Raw genomic sequence first — 16,665 nt, forward strand, 5'->3', positions numbered from 1 at the left:
CGGCAACCGTGATCCCTCCGAGGCTCGAAGAGGACGGCATTCATGCCAGAGGTAACCCTGACCACGCTGCAAGGGCTCAAGCAGAAGGGCGAGAAGATCGTCATGCTCACCTGCTACGACGCCACCTTCGCCAAGACTGCCTGCGATGCCGGCGTCGAGATGCTGCTCATCGGCGATTCGCTCGGCATGGTCCTGCAGGGGCACGACAGCACCCTGCCAGTCACCGTCGCCGACATGGCCTACCACACCGCCAGCGTCAAACGCGGCAACCGTGGCGCAATGATCGTTGCCGATCTGCCGTTCATGGCCAACGCCACCACTGAGCAGACCCTGAACAACTCGGCGCTGCTGATGCAGGCCGGCGCGCACATGATCAAGCTCGAAGGCACGGCCTGGCTGGCCGAGTCGATCCGCCTGCTGGCCGAGCGCGGCATCCCGGTGTGCGCACACATGGGGCTGACGCCCCAGGCGGTCAACCTTTTTGGCGGTTACAAGGTGCAGGGCCGCGAAGAAGCCCAGGCGCAGCAGATGCTGGCCGACGCACGCGCCCTGCAAGCCGCCGGCGCCGCCATGCTGCTGCTCGAGTGCGTGCCCAGCGAACTGGCTGCGCGGATCACCCAGGCGGTCGACATTCCGGTGATTGGAATCGGTGCCGGCAGCGACACCGACGGCCAGGTGCTGGTCCTGCATGACATGCTGGGCCTGTCGCTGAGCGGCCGCGTACCGAAGTTCGTGAAGAACTTCATGCGCGAGCATAGCGACATCCCGGCCGCCATCGCCGCCTATGTGCGCGCGGTCAAGGCAGTCGAATTCCCTGCAGCCGAACACGGTTTCTCCGCATGAACATCGTCAAGACCATCGCCGACCTGCGTGCCGCGGTAGCCCGCGCCCGCAGCGAGGGCAAGCGTATCGGCTTCGTACCGACCATGGGCAACCTGCACGCCGGGCATATCGCCCTGGTGAAGAAGGCCGGCCAGCGCGCCGATTTCGTGGTGGCTAGCATCTTCGTCAATCCGCTGCAGTTCGGTCCCAGCGAAGACCTGGACAGCTACCCGCGCACGCTGGCAGCCGATCAGACGAAGCTGTTCGATGCCGGCTGCCATCTGCTGTTCGCCCCGGGCGTGGAGGAAATGTACCCTCACGGCCAGGCGCAGCAGACGCTCGTGCGCGTGCCCGGGGTTTCCGAAGGACTCTGTGGCGCCAGCCGCCCGGGGCACTTCGACGGCGTCTCGACGGTGGTGACCAAGCTGTTCAACATGGTCCTGCCGGATCTCGCGGTATTCGGCCAAAAGGATTTCCAGCAGCTGGCCGTGATCCGCACCATGGTGCGCGATCTGAACATGCCGGTGCAGATCATTTCCGAGCCGATCGTGCGCGCCGAGGACGGTCTGGCGCTGTCTTCGCGCAACGGTTACCTCAGCAGCGAGGAGCGCGCGATCGCTCCGGCGCTGTATCGCACGCTGTGCGAGATGAAGACGGCCCTGCTCGGCGGACAGCGCGATTATGCCGCGCTGATCGCTCAGGGCCAGGCACAACTGCAGGCCGCCGGGCTGCGCGTGGATTACCTGGAAATTCGCCACGCGCCCGACCTGCAGCCAGCCGACGCGGCCGCGCGCGAACTGGTCATCCTGGTGGCCGCGTTCCTCGGCAAGACCCGCCTGTTGGACAACCTGCTGGTCGACCTCGCCACCCACTAACCGCCCGCCCTGTGGCCTTGATCACACTCAGGGCTTCGGGCACACTCTGCGCCGCTTGCGCACCGGAGGACCCTGCCATGCACGCCATCATGCTCAAGGCAAAACTGCACCGCGCCGTGGTGACTCACTCAGTGCTCGACTACGAGGGCTCCTGCGCCATCGACGGCGACTGGCTCGACCTCGCCGGCATCCGCGAGTACGAACAGATCCAGATCTACAACGTCGACAACGGCGAGCGCTTCACCACCTACGCCATCCGTGGCGAGGAAGGTTCGAAGATCATCTCCGTCAACGGCGCCGCGGCACACAAGGCCGGCGTCGGCCATCGCCTGATCATCTGCACCTACGCGCACTACAGCGAGGCCGAGCTGGCGAACTTCAAGCCCCACGTGCTGTACATGGGGGCCGATGGCGACCTCAGCCATACCAGCAACGCCATCCCGGTTCAGGTTGCCTGAAACCAGCCGTACCGTAGTCAATCTGCAGCCCGAAGCGCACACCACGCTTCGGGCTTTTTCTTGCCGCAACCGACGGGACGTCGAGCAGGTGGAACACATCGGCCGTTTCGCTGGTCAGAGCAGTCTCGGCGGAACCGGAGTGACCGCCGCCAGCACGATCCGTACCGCTGCCAACCGTGACAGCCGCATTCAGGATGAATGCCGGTGTGCCGATCAAACGGCTGTTGAAGCCACGCAGCCCCCGGCGCATGATCCGTGCGCGCGGAATCGCGATGTCTTCATGGCCCGTCCAAGCAAAGGAAGCCGCATTAACCATGAGCTATTACCAGCACCCGCTCGATGTCACCCGCCTGCCATCCTGGAATGTTCTGGAAGAACACCGCCTGGCCATGCAGCACTTCAACATGCGCGAAGCCTTCGCCGCCGATCCGGCGCGATTCGAGGAGCTTTCGGTTTCCTGCTGCGGGCTGTTCCTCGATTATTCGAAGAACCTCATCACCCCGCAAACCCGTGCGCTGCTGGTCAACCTGGCGCGCGAGGCAGGCGTCGAGCAGGCCGCCCACGCGATGTTCAACGGTGAGCCGGTGAACGCCTCGGAGAACCGCCCAGCGCTGCATACGGCGCTGCGCCGACCGATGGGCGACGACCTGATCGTCAACGGCACCAACCTGATGCGCGAGGTACATGCCGCGCTGGCACAGATGACCGACATCGTCGGCCGTATCCACAACAACCTCTGGCGCGGCTACAACGACAAGCCGATCACCGATGTGGTCAATATCGGCATCGGTGGCTCCTTCCTCGGTCCGCAGCTGGTGTCCGAGGCGCTGCTGCCGTTCACCCAGCAGTCGGGCGTGCGCTGCCATTACCTGGCGAACATCGACGGCAGCGAGTTCCGCGAGGTCACCGCCAATCTCAACGCCGAAACCACGCTGTTCATCGTCTCCAGCAAGTCGTTCGGCACCCTGGAAACCCTGAAGAACGCTCAGGCCGCACGCAGTTGGTATCTGGCCCGTGGCGGCACCGAGGAGAAGTTCTATCGCCACTTCATCGCGGTGACCAGCAACAAGCAGGCGGCGATCGATTTCGGCATCCGCGAGAAGAATATCTTCCCGATGTGGGACTGGGTCGGCGGCCGCTACTCGCTGTGGTCGGCGATCGGCCTGCCCATCGCCCTGGCGATCGGCATGCACAACTTCAAGGATCTGCTCTCCGGCGCCTACAGCATGGACCAGCATTTCCTCCACGAGCCGTTCGAGACCAACATGCCGGTGCTGCTGGCCATGCTCGGCATCTGGTACCACAACTTTTGGGGCGCGCAGAGCTACGCCTTCCTGCCCTACGACCATTACCTACGCAACTTCGTCAAGCACCTGCAGCAGATGGACATGGAGTCCAACGGCAAGAGCGTGCGCCAGGACGGCACGCCGGTTTCCTGCAGCACCGGCCCGGTGATCTGGGGCGGCGTCGGCTGCAACGGCCAGCACGCCTACCATCAGCTCCTGCATCAGGGCACGCCGCTGATCCCGGCGGATTTCATCGTGCCGGTAGTCAGCCATAACCCGGTCGCCGACCATCAGGAATGGCTGTACGCCAACTGCCTGTCGCAGAGCCAGGCGCTGATGCTCGGCAAGACCCGCGCCGAAGCGGAAGCCGAACTGCGCGCCAAGGGCCTGCCGGAGCGCGAAGTGCAGCGTCTGGCGCCGCACAAGGTGATCCCCGGCAATCGCCCGAGCAACACCCTGGTGCTCGAGAGCATCAGTCCCGGGCGCCTCGGTGCATTGATCGCACTCTACGAGCACAAGGTGTTCGTGCAGGGCGTCATCTGGGGCATCAACTCCTTTGATCAGTGGGGCGTGGAGCTGGGCAAGGAACTGGGCAAGGGCGTCTACGGGCGTCTGACCGGCTACGACAGCCCGCCGGCCGAGGATGCCTCGACCCAGGGTCTGATCGACTTCTTCCGCGGCCGTCATCGCGGCTGAGTGTCCATCGTCCGGTGCACCTGCGCCGGGCGATCGGATCTTCCCTGGCCGAAGATCACCCCGACACTGCAACCCTTACGCGCGCGCATCGATAACTGCGCTGGATCGCAAGAGGAACCCGGCGGGCATGCCATACTCCAAGGCATCCAACCGCACGGAATATCCTCGGACATGCCCAACGGAATGAAGCGCGCGCTCACGGTCGTGGTGAGCGTCCTGGTCTGTTACTGCCTGCTCGGCTTCCTCATCCTGCCTGGTGTCGCCCAGCGCATCGCCAACCAGCAGTTGGCGCGCTATGCCACCACGCCGGCAACGCTGGAGCGTCTCGAGCTGAATCCCTTCACGCTCGAACTGACCGCCTTCAACCTGAGCATCGGTGAGCCCAACGCGCGACAGGTCGCGTTCGAGCGGCTGTATCTCAACCTTTCCTGGGACAGCCTGTGGACACGCACCCTGCACCTGGCCGACATCCAGCTGGACAACCCCGCGGTGCAGGCCGAATTCGACCCGCAAGGCACGCTCAACCTCTCCCGTCTGTTTGAGCTGCCGCCCAGCCCCGAACCCGCTGCCGAGGAGCCGGGCGAGGTCTTTCCCCTGCGCATCGACCGCCTGCAGCTGGCCGGTGGCGATGTCGGCTTCCGCGATCTGCGACCGAGCGAAGCCATCGACCTGCGCTACGACGCGCTGAACATCGAGCTGCACAACCTGGCGACCCGCTCCGATGGCAGCGCCGACGCCAGTCTGGTGGCCAACGGCCCGAGCGGCGGACGCATCGCCTGGCAGGGACAGTTCAGCCTGGCGCCGATCACCTCCAGTGGCGAGCTGAAGGCCGACGGCCTGCTGCTCAAGGACATCTGGCCCTACGTTCACGATATCGTCCCGCTGCAGCTGCAGGACGGTCGCCTCGACGTAAGCACCGCCTACCGGCTGGACCTGAGCGAAGGCACCCAGCTCCTGCTCGACAAGGCGAAAATCACGCTTGCACCGCTGGCCATCGATGCCCCCGACGGCAAGGCGCTGGTCCGCCTGGAAAGCCTGGAAATCGACGACACCGCGCTGGACCTGGTCGAACAGCGCATCACCATCGGCAACCTGCGCAGCAGCAAACTGGAAACCTGGGCTGCACGCAACGCCGATGGCACGCTCGACTGGCAGGCGCTGTTTGCCCGGCCGACGCCATCGCGCGCTGCCACACCGGAGCCACAGCCGGAAGCCGCCGCCGAAGCACCCGCTGCCGGCGGCGCCAGCGAACCCGCCGCCCCCCGTCCATGGCAGGTGCTGGTGCGCAACGCAGAACTGCGCGATTACCGAGTCCACCTCGCCGACCGCGTACCCGAGCAGGATGTCGCGCTGGAAGTCGGGCCGCTCGACCTGACCTTGCGCGATTTCGATAGCCTCGGCACCTCGCCCTTCCAGCTCGCTTTGCAGAGCGGCATCGGCCGTCAGGGCTCGCTGCAGGCCGAAGGCCAGCTGCAGCTCAGCCCGGCCAGCGGCACGCTCGCCATCAGCACCCGCGACATCGACCTGCGCATCGCCCAGGCCTACCTCAGCCCCTTCATGCACCTGGAACTGCGCAGCGGCCTGCTCGACAGTCAGCTGAAGGCCGAACTGCACAGCACCGAGCCACTGGCATTCTCGGTCACCGGACAGGCCGACATCACCCAGTTGCACACGCTCGACACCATCGGCAACCGCGACCTGGCCAAATGGGAACGCCTGCATCTGGAACAGATCGACTACCGCCATCCGCAGAGTCTGAGCATCGCCAAGGTGCAGCTGCAGCAACCCTACGCGCGCTTCATCATCAATCCGGACCTGACCACCAACATCAACGACCTGCTGATCAAGCAACCCGAACCTGCCACCGGTAGCCCGAAGGCGGCGCAACCGGAGCCGGCCAGCGCGCCGCTGGCGCTGCACATTGGCGGAATCGAGATCGCGGATGGTTCCGCGAATTTTGCCGATCTCAGCCTGCGCCCGCCCTTCGGCACAGCCATCCAGGGTCTCAACGGCCGAATCGGCACCCTCGACAACCGCCAGCAAAAACCCGCTGCGGTGGATATCAAGGGCAAAGTCGACCGCTACGCGCCGGTCAGCATCAAGGGCCAGCTCACCCCCTTCGATCCGTTGCAGAGCCTGGACATCGCCACCAGCTTCAAGCAGGTGGAACTGACCACCCTGACGCCCTACTCCAGCAAGTTCGCCGGCTATCGCATCCGCAAAGGCCGGCTCAACCTGGACCTGCATTACCGCATCCAGCAGGGTCAACTGAATGCCGAGAACAAGGTGGTGGTCGAGCAGCTGCAGCTGGGCGAAAAGGTCGACAGCCCGGACGCGGTCGACCTGCCGATTCGCCTGGCCGTAGCGCTGCTGAAGGACACCAAAGGTACGATCTCGATCGAGCTACCGGTCACCGGCAACCTCAACGACCCGCAGTTCAGCGTCATGCCAATCGTCTGGCAGACCCTGCGCAATCTGGTGCTGCGCGCCGCACAGGCACCGTTCAAGTTCATCGCCGGCCTGGTGGACGGCGATCAGGTCGACCTCAGCCAGATCGCCTTTGCCGCCGGCAGCAGCGAGTTGGATGACGAAGCACGCAAAGCACTGGATACCCTGGTCGATGCGCTGCAACAGCGCCCGGCGCTGCGCCTGGAGGTCGAAGGCATGGCTGCGGGCTCCAGCGATGGGCCGCTGCTGGCCGAACAACGTCTGCAGCGCGAGTACCAGCAGACCCAGTACCGCATCCTCCAGCGCCGCGGCGACAAGGTGCCGGCCGATCCCAGCCTGCTGCAGGTGGATGAAGAGAACAAGGCCGTGCTGCTTGAAGGCATCTACCGCAGCCGGCTGAAGCAGCAACCGCCAGCGCAGTGGAAGGAACTGGAGGACGAGGAACGCGCCGCGCGACTGCGCGACGCCGTCATCGCCTCCTGGGCACAAAGCAGCGTCCTGCTGCGCACGCTGAGTCGCGATCGCGCAGCAGCAATCAAGGGCTACCTGGTGGATCACGGGCTGAACGCCGAGCGCGTGTTCCTACTCGACACCGGCACCACCGAACCGCAGACCGACGGCCGCGTCGCCACCGCACTGCATCTGGGTAGCGAATGAACATGTCTGGACAATCTTTTCTGCCCGGTCTGCTGCTACTCGCCTGCTTCGCTGCGGACGCCGATACGCTACGCTGCGGCAGCCAGCTGGTCAGTACGGGCGACCGCGCCTTCGAGGTCGAGCGCAAGTGCGGCCCACCGGCCCAACGCGACTTGGTCGGCTACGGCCTGAGCCCCAACGGCCGACAGGAATTCGTGCTGGAAGAATGGACCTACGGGCCGAACAACGGCACGTTCAGTATCCTCACGTTTGAGGGCAACCGCCTGGTGCGCATCGAGTCGCGGCGCGAGCGGTAAATAATCAGGAGCTCCGCATGTCCCGCTTTTCCCTGTTCGCTCTGTTCGTCGCGCTGCTGGCCAGCGAGCCGGCAAGCGCCTCATCCACCTTTCGCTGCAACAGCCGTCTGGTCAGCCTGGAGGCCAGCACGGCGCAGGTTCGCGAGCGCTGTGGCGAGCCCAGCAGTAAAGCAATGATCGGCTACAAGGAGGTCGTCGATGAATACGGCTACCTGCAGGAAGTAGTCGTCGAGGAATGGGTCTACGGCCCGAGTCACGGCATGTACCACTACCTGCGCTTCGAGGGCAATCGCCTGCGCAGCATCGACAGCCAGCGCGGCAACTGAATAAAAAAACCCCACACGAGGTGGGGTTCCGTCGGGCTTGGCGCCGAATCTTATTCGGCGACCTTCAGACCGTCGGCGGACACGTCGGTCACGCCCTTGATCTGCCGAGCCTTGGCGACTGCGGCTTCCTTCTCTGCCTCGGTCGCAACGGTACCGGACAGCGACACTACGCCGTTCTTGGTTTCAACTTCGATATCCATGCCCGGGGTGGCGTCTTCGGCCAGCAGGGTCGACTTCACCTTGGTGGTGATCCAGGTATCGGAAGCGGCGTCCTTGGCCTCTTCCACATTTTCATTGGCGGCGAGCATGACGGCTTCGGTTTTCTCGATAGCAGGCGTGCTGTCGGCCATTGCCACACCCGCCAGCGGCAGACTGAAGGCGGCAACAACGGCGGCGGCAGTGAGGGAGGTCTGAATCTTTTTCATGATGTCACTCCTGTTTCTCGTGGTTTCCGGGCATTGCTCCAGCCCGGAGTCAGGAATAACAGCGCAAGCGCCGTGCCAACCGAAGCGACATGTAAATATCCTTCAATTTCAATAGGTTACGAAAATACGGAATTCTGCTAAGACGTGCACTATGCACGCTTGGCCTGTGCCACGCATGCATCTTGCAATCAGCTGCAAGACGATCCGAGGCAATTCCAGACAACAAAAAAGGCCCCGAAGGGCCTTTCTTGTTCGACTGAAATGTCAGGCTCAGACGCCCGACGCCTCTGCCGCTGCGACGTCCTTGATCGAGAGCTTGATGCGGCCGCGGTTGTCCACGTCCAGTACCAGCACCTTCACTTCCTGACCTTCCTTGAGCACGTCAGTGACCTTCTCGATGCGCTGATCGCTGATCTGCGAGATGTGCACCAGGCCGTCCTTGCCCGGCAGGATGTTGACGAAGGCACCGAAGTCGACGATACGTTCGACCTTGCCGACGTAGATCTTGCCGATTTCGGCTTCGGCAGTGATGCCCAGCACGCGCTGCTTGGCCGCCTCGGCCGCTTCCTTGGTCTCGCCGAAGATCTTGATCGAGCCGTCGTCTTCGATGTCGATCGAAGCCTTGGTCTCTTCACAGATGGCGCGAATGGTGGCGCCGCCCTTGCCGATCACGTCGCGGATCTTGTCCTGATCGATCTTCATCGCCAGCATGGTCGGTGCGTTGGCCGACAGCTCGCTGCGCGACTGGGCAATGACCTGATTCATCTGGCCGAGAATGTTCAGGCGCGCTTCCAGGGCCTGGCCCAGAGCGATCTCCATGATCTCTTCGGTGATGCCCTGGATCTTGATGTCCATCTGCAGCGCGGTAACGCCCTTGGCGGTACCGGCAACCTTGAAGTCCATGTCGCCCAGGTGGTCCTCGTCACCGAGGATGTCGGTCAGCACGGCGAACTTGTCGCCTTCCTTGACCAGCCCCATCGCAATACCGGCTACCGGCGCCTTCATCGGCACGCCGGCGTCCATCAGTGCCAGCGAGGCACCGCAAACCGACGCCATGGAGCTGGAGCCGTTGGACTCGGTAATTTCGGAAACCACGCGGATGGTGTACGGGAATTCGTCGGCGCTCGGCAGCATGGCGGCAACGCCACGACGGGCCAGGCGACCGTGACCGATTTCGCGGCGACCGGTAGCCCCCATGCGACCACACTCACCGACCGAGTAAGGCGGGAAGTTGTAGTGCAGCATGAAGGGGTCTTTCTTCTCGCCTTCGAGGGTGTCGAGCAGCTGCGCGTCACGGGCAGTGCCGAGGGTAGCAACGACCAGCGCCTGGGTTTCGCCACGGGTGAACAGTGCCGAACCGTGGGTCTTGTCCAGCACGCCGACTTCGATGTTCAGGTCGCGCACAGTGCGGGTGTCACGGCCGTCGATACGCGGCTTGCCGTTGACGATGTTCTCGCGAACGGTGCGGTATTCGATTTCACCAAAGGCGTCTTTCACTTCGCCAGCGGACGGCTGGCCTTCTTCGCCGGAGAACTTGGCAACGACCTGGTCCTTCAACTCGCCCAGGCGCGCGTAGCGGTCCTGCTTGATGGTGATGGTATAGGCCTGGGAGATGGCTTCGCCGAACTCGCTGCGGATGGCGTCGAGCAGCGCGGTATTGGCTTGCGGAGCAGTCCAGTTCCAGCGCGGCTTGCCGGCTTCGGCGGCGAGCTCTTCGACAGCCTTGACCACGGCCTGAAATTCTTCGTGAGCAAACAGCACGGCGCCCAGCATCTGGTCTTCCGTCAGCTCGCGAGCTTCCGATTCGACCATCAGCACGGCGTCCTTGGTGCCGGCCACGACCATGTCCAGGCTGGAAGCCTTGAGCTGTTCGTAGTTCGGGTTCAGCAGGTAGCCGGTTTCCGGGTGGAACGCCACGCGCGCGGCACCAATGGGGCCGTCGAACGGAATGCCGGATACCGCTAGGGCAGCCGAAGTACCGATCATCGCAGCGATGTCCGGATCAGTTTTCTTGCTGGTGGAAACGACGGTACAGATGACCTGCACTTCGTTCTGGAAGCCTTCCGGGAACAGCGGACGGATCGGGCGATCGATCAGGCGCGAGGTCAGGGTTTCCTTCTCGGAAGGACGCGCCTCACGCTTGAAGAAGCCGCCGGGGATCTTGCCGGCCGCGTAGGTCTTCTCCTGATAATGCACGGAGAGCGGGAAGAACCCTTTGCTCGGGTCGGCGGTCTTGGCACCAACCACGGTCACCAGCACGGTGACATCGTTATCAACGGTGACCAGCACGGCGCCAGAGGCCTGGCGAGCGATACGGCCCGTCTCCAAGGTTACGGTCGACTGACCGAATTGAAACTTCTTGATTACCGGATTCACGGTTTTTCCTTCTCTTTGTTGCCTTGGGGAAATTGGCAGAACATTCGGGAGTCGGCCCGAAACGATCTGCAAGAAAGCCAAAAGCTGGAAGACCGAAGCTGGAAGCGGGGATATCCCCGGCTTTCAACTTCAGGCTTCCAGCTTCCGGCTTCCAGCGCGGGTGCGTCTTAGCGACGCAGACCCAGACGGCCGATCAGGGCGCTGTAACGAGTGGTGTCCTTACCCTTCAGGTAATCCAGCAGCTTGCGACGCTGGTTAACCATGCGGATCAGACCACGACGGGAGTGGTGGTCCTTGCCGTTGGCCTTGAAGTGGCCTTGCAGCTTGTTGATGTTGGCGGTCAGCAGGGCTACCTGCACTTCCGGAGAACCGGTGTCGCCTTCAGCTTGCTTGTACTCGTTAACGATCTGGGCTTTTTCTTCAACGCTCAGTGCCATGATGGGCTCCTTGAGTGAACAGGCCGGGAATCATCCCGTGTTTAGATAAAGAGAAATGACCGTGCCTGCTGACAGCCACCCTCTGAACGCACCGCACGAGGCGATACGCAACGGTCATTCCGACCGAATCAGTCGACGTGGCGCAATACGCCCGTCTTCGCTCACTTCGCCAATCCCAATGAAGCGACCTGCTGGATCCTGTACGCGAACCATGCCGTACTTCGGTGCCTCCGGCGCACGCACCGGCTGGCCATGCAGCCAGTAATAGGCACTGTGCTCGGAAAACTGCAGCAGCGGCCAATGTTCGAGCCCGCTGTCCACTGGCAGAAGAAACCCGTCGAGCGCCTCGGCGCCGCCTTCGGCATGCGCTTGTTCCAGCGACTCAAGCGTCACCGTGCGAGACAGATCGAACGGACCCGCCTGGGTTCGCCGTAGCTCAGCAACATGCGCGCCGCACCCGAGCAGCTGACCGATATCTTCGACCAGGGTGCGGATATAGGTACCTTTGCTGCAAGCCACTGATAGCCGTGCCTTGTCGCCATCGAGCGCGAGCAGCTCCAAGCGCGCAATATTAACAGATCGTGGCTCGCGCTCCACCACTTCGCCGGCGCGGGCGAGCTTGTACAACGGCTGACCATCGCGCTTGAGTGCCGAATACATCGGCGGCACCTGCTGAATATCACCGCGAAAGCGTGGCAGCAGTGCCTCGAGCTGCTCGCGGGTCACTTCCACCGGATTACGCTCGAGGATTTCACCCTCGGCATCCGCCGTCGTGGTGGTCACGCCCAGTTGCATGACCGTCTCGTAGGCCTTGTCGGCATCGAGCAGATACTGCGAAAACTTGGTTGCCTCGCCGAAGCACAGCGGCAATACGCCGGTCGCCAGCGGATCGAGGCTGCCGGTATGCCCAGCCTTCTCTGCATTGAGCAGCCAGCGCACCTTCTGCAGTGCCGCGTTGGAGGTGAATCCGCGAGGCTTGTCGAGCAGGATGATGCCGTTCACATCGCGTCGAACACGCTTGACCTGGGCCACGCTTACTCTCCGCTTCCGTCGCTGTGCTTGCGATCTTCGGCGACCGCGCGCTCGATCAGCGAACTCAGCTCGACGCCACGGCGGATGCTCGCGTCATAGTTGAAATGCAGCTGCGGCACACTGCGCAACTTCATGCTCTTGCCCAGCTGCATGCGCAGGAAGCCGGCGGCCTCATTGAGAATGCGCAGGTTGCCCCTGACCGCCTCCTCGTCGTCGTCCTGCCCCATGATGGTGATGAAGATCTTCGCGTGGGACAGATCCCGGCTGACATCAACGCCGGTGATGGTGACCAGTCCCAGCCGCGGATCCTTGATCTCGCGCTGGATCAACTGGGCCAGCTCGCGCTGCATCTGATCGCCGATACGCTGGGTACGGCTGAATTCTTTGGCCATAAAAACTGCCTCTGGCTGCACGCTGCAGGCTTGAAAAATTCGTGATACCGCAAAGCCAAACGGCAAGCGCCAAGTGATCACACTCGACGCTTGCCGCTGGAGGTTTGCAACTCGGATTACAGCGAACGGGCCACTTGGACCTTCTCGAACACTTCGATCTTGTCGCCGACCTTGACGTCGTTATAGCTCTTCACGCCGATACCGCATTCCATGCCAGCACGGACTTCCGAGACGTCATCCTTGAAGCGGCGCAAGGACTCCAACTCGCCTTCGAAGATCACTACGTCGTCGCGCAGAACGCGGATCGGACGGTTGCGGTGCACCATACCCTCGGTAACCATGCAGCCGGCAACCGCGCCGAACTTCGGCGAACGGAACACGTCGCGCACCTCGGCGATACCCAGGATATTCTCGCGCACATCGCTGCCGAGCATACCGGTGAGCGCCTTCTTGACGTCCTCGATGATGTCGTAGATGACGTTGTAGTAGCGCATATCCAGGCCTTCGGCCTCGACGATCTTGCGCGCGCCAGCGTCGGCACGCACGTTGAAGCCGAAGATCACCGCACTGGATGCCAGCGCCAGGTTGGCATCGGATTCGGTGATACCACCGACACCGCCACCGACCACGCGCACCTGCACCTCGTCGTTGCCCAGACCGTTGAGCGAACCCTGCAGCGCTTCGAGCGAGCCGCGTACGTCGGCCTTGAGCACGATGTTGAGCGTCTTCTTCTCGTCCTGCCCCATCGTCTCGAATATGTTCTCCAGCTTGCCGGCGTGGGCACGCGCCAGTTTCACTTCGCGGAACTTGCCCTGACGGAACAAGGCGACTTCGCGTGCCTTCTTCTCGTCGGCGACCACGGTAAGGTCATCACCGGCTTCGGGCGTACCATCCAGGCCGAGGATTTCCACCGGAATGGACGGACCAGCTTCCTTCACCAGCTTGCCATTCTCGTCGAGCATGGCGCGCACGCGACCGAAGTTCACACCGCACAGGACCATGTCGCCTTGGCGCAGCGTGCCGTCCTGAACCAGTACGGTAGCCACCGGACCGCGGCCCTTGTCCAGGCGCGACTCGACCACAACACCGCGACCAGGCGCCGAAGGCGTGGCCTTGAGTTCGAGGATCTCGGCCTGCAGCAGAACGGCTTCCAACAGCTCGTCGACGCCGGTACCCATCTTCGCGGAAACCGGAATGAACGGCGTGTCGCCACCCCACTCCTCGGGGATCACATCGAGCGCAGCCAGGCCGTTCTTGATGTTGTCCGGATTGGCTTCCGGCTTGTCGATCTTGTTCACCGCGACCACGATCGGCACACCTGCCGCCTTCGCGTGCTGCACGGCTTCCTGGGTTTGCGGCATGACGCCGTCGTCCGCCGCAACCACCAGGATGACGATGTCGGTCGCTTTCGCACCGCGGGCACGCATGGCGGTGAACGCCGCGTGACCGGGGGTATCGAGGAACGTGACCATGCCACGGTCGGTTTCGACGTGGTAGGCGCCGATGTGCTGAGTAATGCCGCCCGCTTCGCCAACGGCAACCTTGGCACGACGGATGTAATCGAGCAGGGAGGTCTTGCCGTGGTCGACGTGGCCCATCACGGTTACCACTGGCGCGCGGGTCATCTCCTCGCCTTCGAACTTCAGCAGTTCGGCCAGCTGTTCTTCCAGCGCGTTGTCGCTGACCAGCTTGACCTTGTGGCCGAGCTCCTCGGCCACAAGCTGCGCGGTTTCCCGGTCGAGCACCTGATTGATGGTGACCGGCGAGCCCATCTTGAACATGAACTTGATGACTTCGGCAGCCTTGACCGACATCTGCTGGGCCAGCTCGGCCACGGTGATGGTTTCGCCGATCGAAACTTCGCGCACGACCGGTCCGGTCGGGCTTTGGAAGCCATGCGCATTGCGCTTCTTGAGCTTGGACTTGCCGCGACCGCCACGACGGAAGCCGTCGGCGTCGTCCTCGCCACTGCGCACGGTACGTGTCAGCGGCGCCTTGGCCTTGAGCGACGGGCGATGTTGCGCATGCTTGCGATCGCGACGATCGTCGTCGTCGCTGCGCGGCTTCTCGGCACGGCGAGTTTCTTCTTTCTTGCGCTCATCGCTCGGGGCGGCGGCGACAGCAGCTTCGACAGCTGCCGGTTCGACGACAACTTCAGCGGCACTGGGCTGAGCTGCAGCCACCAAGGTCTGCTCTTGCTGCGCCTGGCGACGGGCTTCTTCCTCGGCGCGCGCGCGCGCCTCTTCTTCTACCTTCAAGCGAGCCGCTTCTTCGGCCGCGCGCTGTTCTTCCAGTTCGCGCTGCTTCTCGGCCTCGATCTCATCCGGGCTGCGCTTGACGAAGGTTTTCTTCTTGCGCACCTCGACGCTGATGGTCTTGCTGCCGCCGACCTTCAGCTTGGTGGTGGTCTTGCGCTGCAAGGTGATCTTGCGCGGCTCGTCCATCTTGGCGCCGTGACTGCTTTTCAAATGAGCCAGCAGGGCCTGCTTTTCGTTATCGGTCACCACTTGCTCGGCGCTGGTGTGCGGCAGTCCTGCCTCACGCATCTGCTGCAGCAGTCGCTCGACCGGTGTGTCGACCACTTGGGCCAGTTCTTTCACCGTGACTTGCGTCATGCATCTCTCTCCTCAGGCCGCTAATTACTTACTCGAACCAATGGGCTCGGGCGGCCATGATCAGCTTGCCGGCACGCTCTTCATCGATGCCGTCTATGTCGAGCAAGTCGTCGATCGACTGCTCGGCCAGGTCTTCGCGGGTAATCACACCCCGCACAGCCAACTCGACCGCCAGTTCTTTGTCCATGCCATCCAGCGCGAGGAGATCCTCGGCCGGTTGCGCGTCCGCCAGTTTCTCTTCGGTAGCGATCGCCTTGGTCAGCAGGCGATCCTTGGCACGTGTACGCAGTTCGTTGACGATGTCCTCATCAAACCCTTCGATGCCGAGCATCTCCTCCATCGGGACGTAGGCGACTTCCTCCAGGGAGGTGAAGCCTTCTTCGACCAGCACCTGGGCCAGCTCCTCGTCGACGTCTAGCTCTTCGATAAAGCTGCGCAGGATGTCGCCGGTCTCTTCCTGTTGCTTGGCCTGGATATCGGCCTCGGTCATCACATTCAGCGTCCAGCCAGTCAGCTGGCTGGCCAGACGGACGTTTTGCCCACCGCGACCGATTGCCTGCGCCAGGTTGTCCTCGGCGACAGCGATATCCATCGCGTGCGCATCCTCATCGACGATGATCGCCGCGACTTCCGCCGGTGCCATCGCGTTGATCACGAACTGAGCCGGGTTGTCGTCCCACAGGACGATATCCACGCGCTCGCCGCCAATCTCGCCGGAAACTGCTTGCACGCGCGAGCCGCGCATGCCGATGCAGGCGCCTTGGGGATCAATGCGTTTGTCCTTGGAACGGACCGCAATCTTGGCGCGCGATCCCGGATCACGCGACGCGCCCATCACCTCGATCAGCCCCTCGGCAATTTCCGGCACTTCGATGCGGAACAGTTCGATCAGCATCTGCGGCGCAGTGCGCGACAGGATCAGCTGCGGACCGCGGTTCTCCGTGCGGATCTCCTTCAGCAGCGCACGCACGCGGGCACCAACGCGGAAGGTCTCACGGGCAATAATATCCTCGCGCGCCAGTAGAGCCTCGGCGTTGTTGCCCAGATCGACGATCACGCTGTCGCGGGTAACCTTTTTTACCGTTCCGGAAATGATCTCGCCGAGGCGGTCACGGTAGGCCTCGACCACCTGAGCACGCTCGGCTTCACGCACCTTCTGCACGATGACCTGCTTGGCGGTCTGCGCAGCGATACGGCCAAACTCGATGGATTCGATCTTTTCCTCGAAGACATCGCCAAGTTTTGCATCCGCCTTGCGCTCTTGCGCCTGATCGAGCGCCAGTTGGTAAGCCGGATCCTCAAAATGCTCGTCATCGACCACCGTCCAACGGCGGAAGGTTTCATAGCTGCCGTTTTGGCGGTTGATCTCCACACGCAGGTCGACTTCGTCTTCGTAACGCTTTTTGGTTGCAGTGGCCAGAGCCAGCTCCAACGCTTCAAAAATAACACCAGCCGGTACGCCCTTTTCGTTGGACACCGACTCCACAACCAGCAGTACTTCTTTGCTCATCGTACGCCTCGCCT

The 16,665-nt window shown here is 62.9% G+C and carries 15 protein-coding genes; 7 read left to right on the top strand and 8 right to left on the bottom strand.

What is annotated here, in order from left to right:
• The first annotated feature begins 42 nt into the window (after positions 1-42).
• The 3 genes from panB to panD all read left to right on the top strand — a co-directional run bounded on the left by panB (position 43) and on the right by panD (position 2,155).
• Positions 43-843 (top strand): 3-methyl-2-oxobutanoate hydroxymethyltransferase, encoded by an 801-nt coding sequence (gene panB / locus AC0ZJQ_RS15245; protein ID WP_167134639.1) that lies wholly within the window; start codon positions 43-45, stop codon positions 841-843.
• Complete coding sequence (gene panC, locus AC0ZJQ_RS15250; protein ID WP_314017805.1) at positions 840-1,697, top strand: pantoate--beta-alanine ligase; 858 nt, start codon at positions 840-842, stop codon at positions 1,695-1,697. Before panB ends, panC begins: the two co-directional genes overlap by 4 nt.
• A 77-nt stretch (positions 1,698-1,774) precedes the next feature.
• On the top strand, positions 1,775-2,155 hold the full coding sequence (panD, locus tag AC0ZJQ_RS15255; protein ID WP_008568931.1) for an aspartate 1-decarboxylase: 381 nt from the start codon (positions 1,775-1,777) through the stop codon (positions 2,153-2,155).
• Here the strand turns inward: panD and AC0ZJQ_RS15260 are convergent.
• Complete coding sequence (locus AC0ZJQ_RS15260; RefSeq protein WP_314017808.1) at positions 2,115-2,471, bottom strand: hypothetical protein; 357 nt, start codon at positions 2,469-2,471, stop codon at positions 2,115-2,117. The two genes, panD and AC0ZJQ_RS15260, sit on opposite strands and share 41 nt — an antisense overlap.
• Here AC0ZJQ_RS15260 and pgi point away from each other — a divergent pair.
• From pgi to AC0ZJQ_RS15280, 4 genes are all read left to right on the top strand, one after another.
• On the top strand, positions 2,470-4,137 hold the full coding sequence (gene pgi / locus AC0ZJQ_RS15265) for a glucose-6-phosphate isomerase (RefSeq protein WP_476476874.1): 1,668 nt from the start codon (positions 2,470-2,472) through the stop codon (positions 4,135-4,137). The two genes, AC0ZJQ_RS15260 and pgi, sit on opposite strands and share 2 nt — an antisense overlap.
• A 171-nt stretch (positions 4,138-4,308) precedes the next feature.
• A complete protein-coding gene (locus tag AC0ZJQ_RS15270) occupies positions 4,309-7,242 on the top strand; it encodes a DUF748 domain-containing protein (RefSeq protein WP_314017810.1) in 2,934 nt (977 codons plus the stop codon).
• A 2-nt stretch (positions 7,243-7,244) separates the two neighbouring features.
• The gene (locus AC0ZJQ_RS15275) at positions 7,245-7,538 is read left to right on the top strand and encodes a DUF2845 domain-containing protein (RefSeq protein ID WP_314017812.1); all 294 of its coding nucleotides are present in this window, start codon (positions 7,245-7,247) and stop codon (positions 7,536-7,538) included.
• 17 nt (positions 7,539-7,555) lie between these two features.
• Complete coding sequence (locus AC0ZJQ_RS15280) at positions 7,556-7,864, top strand: DUF2845 domain-containing protein (protein ID WP_008568935.1); 309 nt, start codon at positions 7,556-7,558, stop codon at positions 7,862-7,864.
• A gap of 50 nt (positions 7,865-7,914) precedes the next feature.
• Here the strand turns inward: AC0ZJQ_RS15280 and AC0ZJQ_RS15285 are convergent, their stop codons facing one another.
• From AC0ZJQ_RS15285 to nusA, 7 genes are all read right to left on the bottom strand, one after another.
• A complete protein-coding gene (locus tag AC0ZJQ_RS15285) occupies positions 7,915-8,289 on the bottom strand; it encodes a BON domain-containing protein (protein WP_008568936.1) in 375 nt (124 codons plus the stop codon).
• Positions 8,290-8,559: 270 nt separating this feature from the next.
• A complete protein-coding gene (gene pnp, locus AC0ZJQ_RS15290; protein ID WP_314017815.1) occupies positions 8,560-10,665 on the bottom strand; it encodes a polyribonucleotide nucleotidyltransferase in 2,106 nt (701 codons plus the stop codon).
• Between the two features lie 167 nt (positions 10,666-10,832).
• Complete coding sequence (rpsO, locus tag AC0ZJQ_RS15295) at positions 10,833-11,102, bottom strand: 30S ribosomal protein S15 (protein ID WP_003240577.1); 270 nt, start codon at positions 11,100-11,102, stop codon at positions 10,833-10,835.
• Positions 11,103-11,216: 114 nt separating this feature from the next.
• Positions 11,217-12,134 carry a tRNA pseudouridine(55) synthase TruB gene (truB, locus tag AC0ZJQ_RS15300; protein ID WP_476476875.1) on the bottom strand — a complete coding sequence of 306 codons (918 nt, stop codon included), beginning with the start codon at positions 12,132-12,134 and terminating at the stop codon, positions 11,217-11,219.
• A 2-nt stretch (positions 12,135-12,136) separates the two neighbouring features.
• The gene (rbfA, locus tag AC0ZJQ_RS15305; protein WP_301619083.1) at positions 12,137-12,526 is read right to left on the bottom strand and encodes a 30S ribosome-binding factor RbfA; all 390 of its coding nucleotides are present in this window, start codon (positions 12,524-12,526) and stop codon (positions 12,137-12,139) included.
• A gap of 116 nt (positions 12,527-12,642) precedes the next feature.
• Positions 12,643-15,141: a translation initiation factor IF-2 gene (gene infB, locus AC0ZJQ_RS15310; RefSeq protein WP_314017821.1), complete on the bottom strand. Its 2,499-nt coding sequence runs from the start codon at positions 15,139-15,141 to the stop codon at positions 12,643-12,645.
• Positions 15,142-15,169: 28 nt separating this feature from the next.
• Entirely contained in the window at positions 15,170-16,651 is a 1,482-nt protein-coding gene (gene nusA, locus AC0ZJQ_RS15315) for a transcription termination factor NusA (protein WP_008568943.1), read from the bottom strand.
• Positions 16,652-16,665 lie beyond the last annotated feature (14 nt).

This window comes from Stutzerimonas sp. 21-1, assembly GCF_056336065.1.

What these genes read in the sequence shown, in the direction of transcription:
- nusA (WP_008568943.1), bottom strand. Translation starts at nt 16,651, where the DNA reads ATGAGCAAAGAAGTACTGCTGGTTGTGGAGTCGGTGTCCAACGAAAAG.
- panC (WP_314017805.1), top strand. Translation starts at nt 840, where the DNA reads ATGAACATCGTCAAGACCATCGCCGACCTGCGTGCCGCGGTAGCCCGC.
- panB (WP_167134639.1), top strand. Translation starts at nt 43, where the DNA reads ATGCCAGAGGTAACCCTGACCACGCTGCAAGGGCTCAAGCAGAAGGGC.
- rbfA (WP_301619083.1), bottom strand. Translation starts at nt 12,526, where the DNA reads ATGGCCAAAGAATTCAGCCGTACCCAGCGTATCGGCGATCAGATGCAG.
- AC0ZJQ_RS15285 (WP_008568936.1), bottom strand. Translation starts at nt 8,289, where the DNA reads ATGAAAAAGATTCAGACCTCCCTCACTGCCGCCGCCGTTGTTGCCGCC.
- infB (WP_314017821.1), bottom strand. Translation starts at nt 15,141, where the DNA reads ATGACGCAAGTCACGGTGAAAGAACTGGCCCAAGTGGTCGACACACCG.
- pgi (WP_476476874.1), top strand. Translation starts at nt 2,470, where the DNA reads ATGAGCTATTACCAGCACCCGCTCGATGTCACCCGCCTGCCATCCTGG.
- panD (WP_008568931.1), top strand. Translation starts at nt 1,775, where the DNA reads ATGCACGCCATCATGCTCAAGGCAAAACTGCACCGCGCCGTGGTGACT.
- rpsO (WP_003240577.1), bottom strand. Translation starts at nt 11,102, where the DNA reads ATGGCACTGAGCGTTGAAGAAAAAGCCCAGATCGTTAACGAGTACAAG.
- AC0ZJQ_RS15270 (WP_314017810.1), top strand. Translation starts at nt 4,309, where the DNA reads ATGCCCAACGGAATGAAGCGCGCGCTCACGGTCGTGGTGAGCGTCCTG.
- AC0ZJQ_RS15275 (WP_314017812.1), top strand. Translation starts at nt 7,245, where the DNA reads ATGTCTGGACAATCTTTTCTGCCCGGTCTGCTGCTACTCGCCTGCTTC.
- AC0ZJQ_RS15260 (WP_314017808.1), bottom strand. Translation starts at nt 2,471, where the DNA reads ATGGTTAATGCGGCTTCCTTTGCTTGGACGGGCCATGAAGACATCGCG.
- AC0ZJQ_RS15280 (WP_008568935.1), top strand. Translation starts at nt 7,556, where the DNA reads ATGTCCCGCTTTTCCCTGTTCGCTCTGTTCGTCGCGCTGCTGGCCAGC.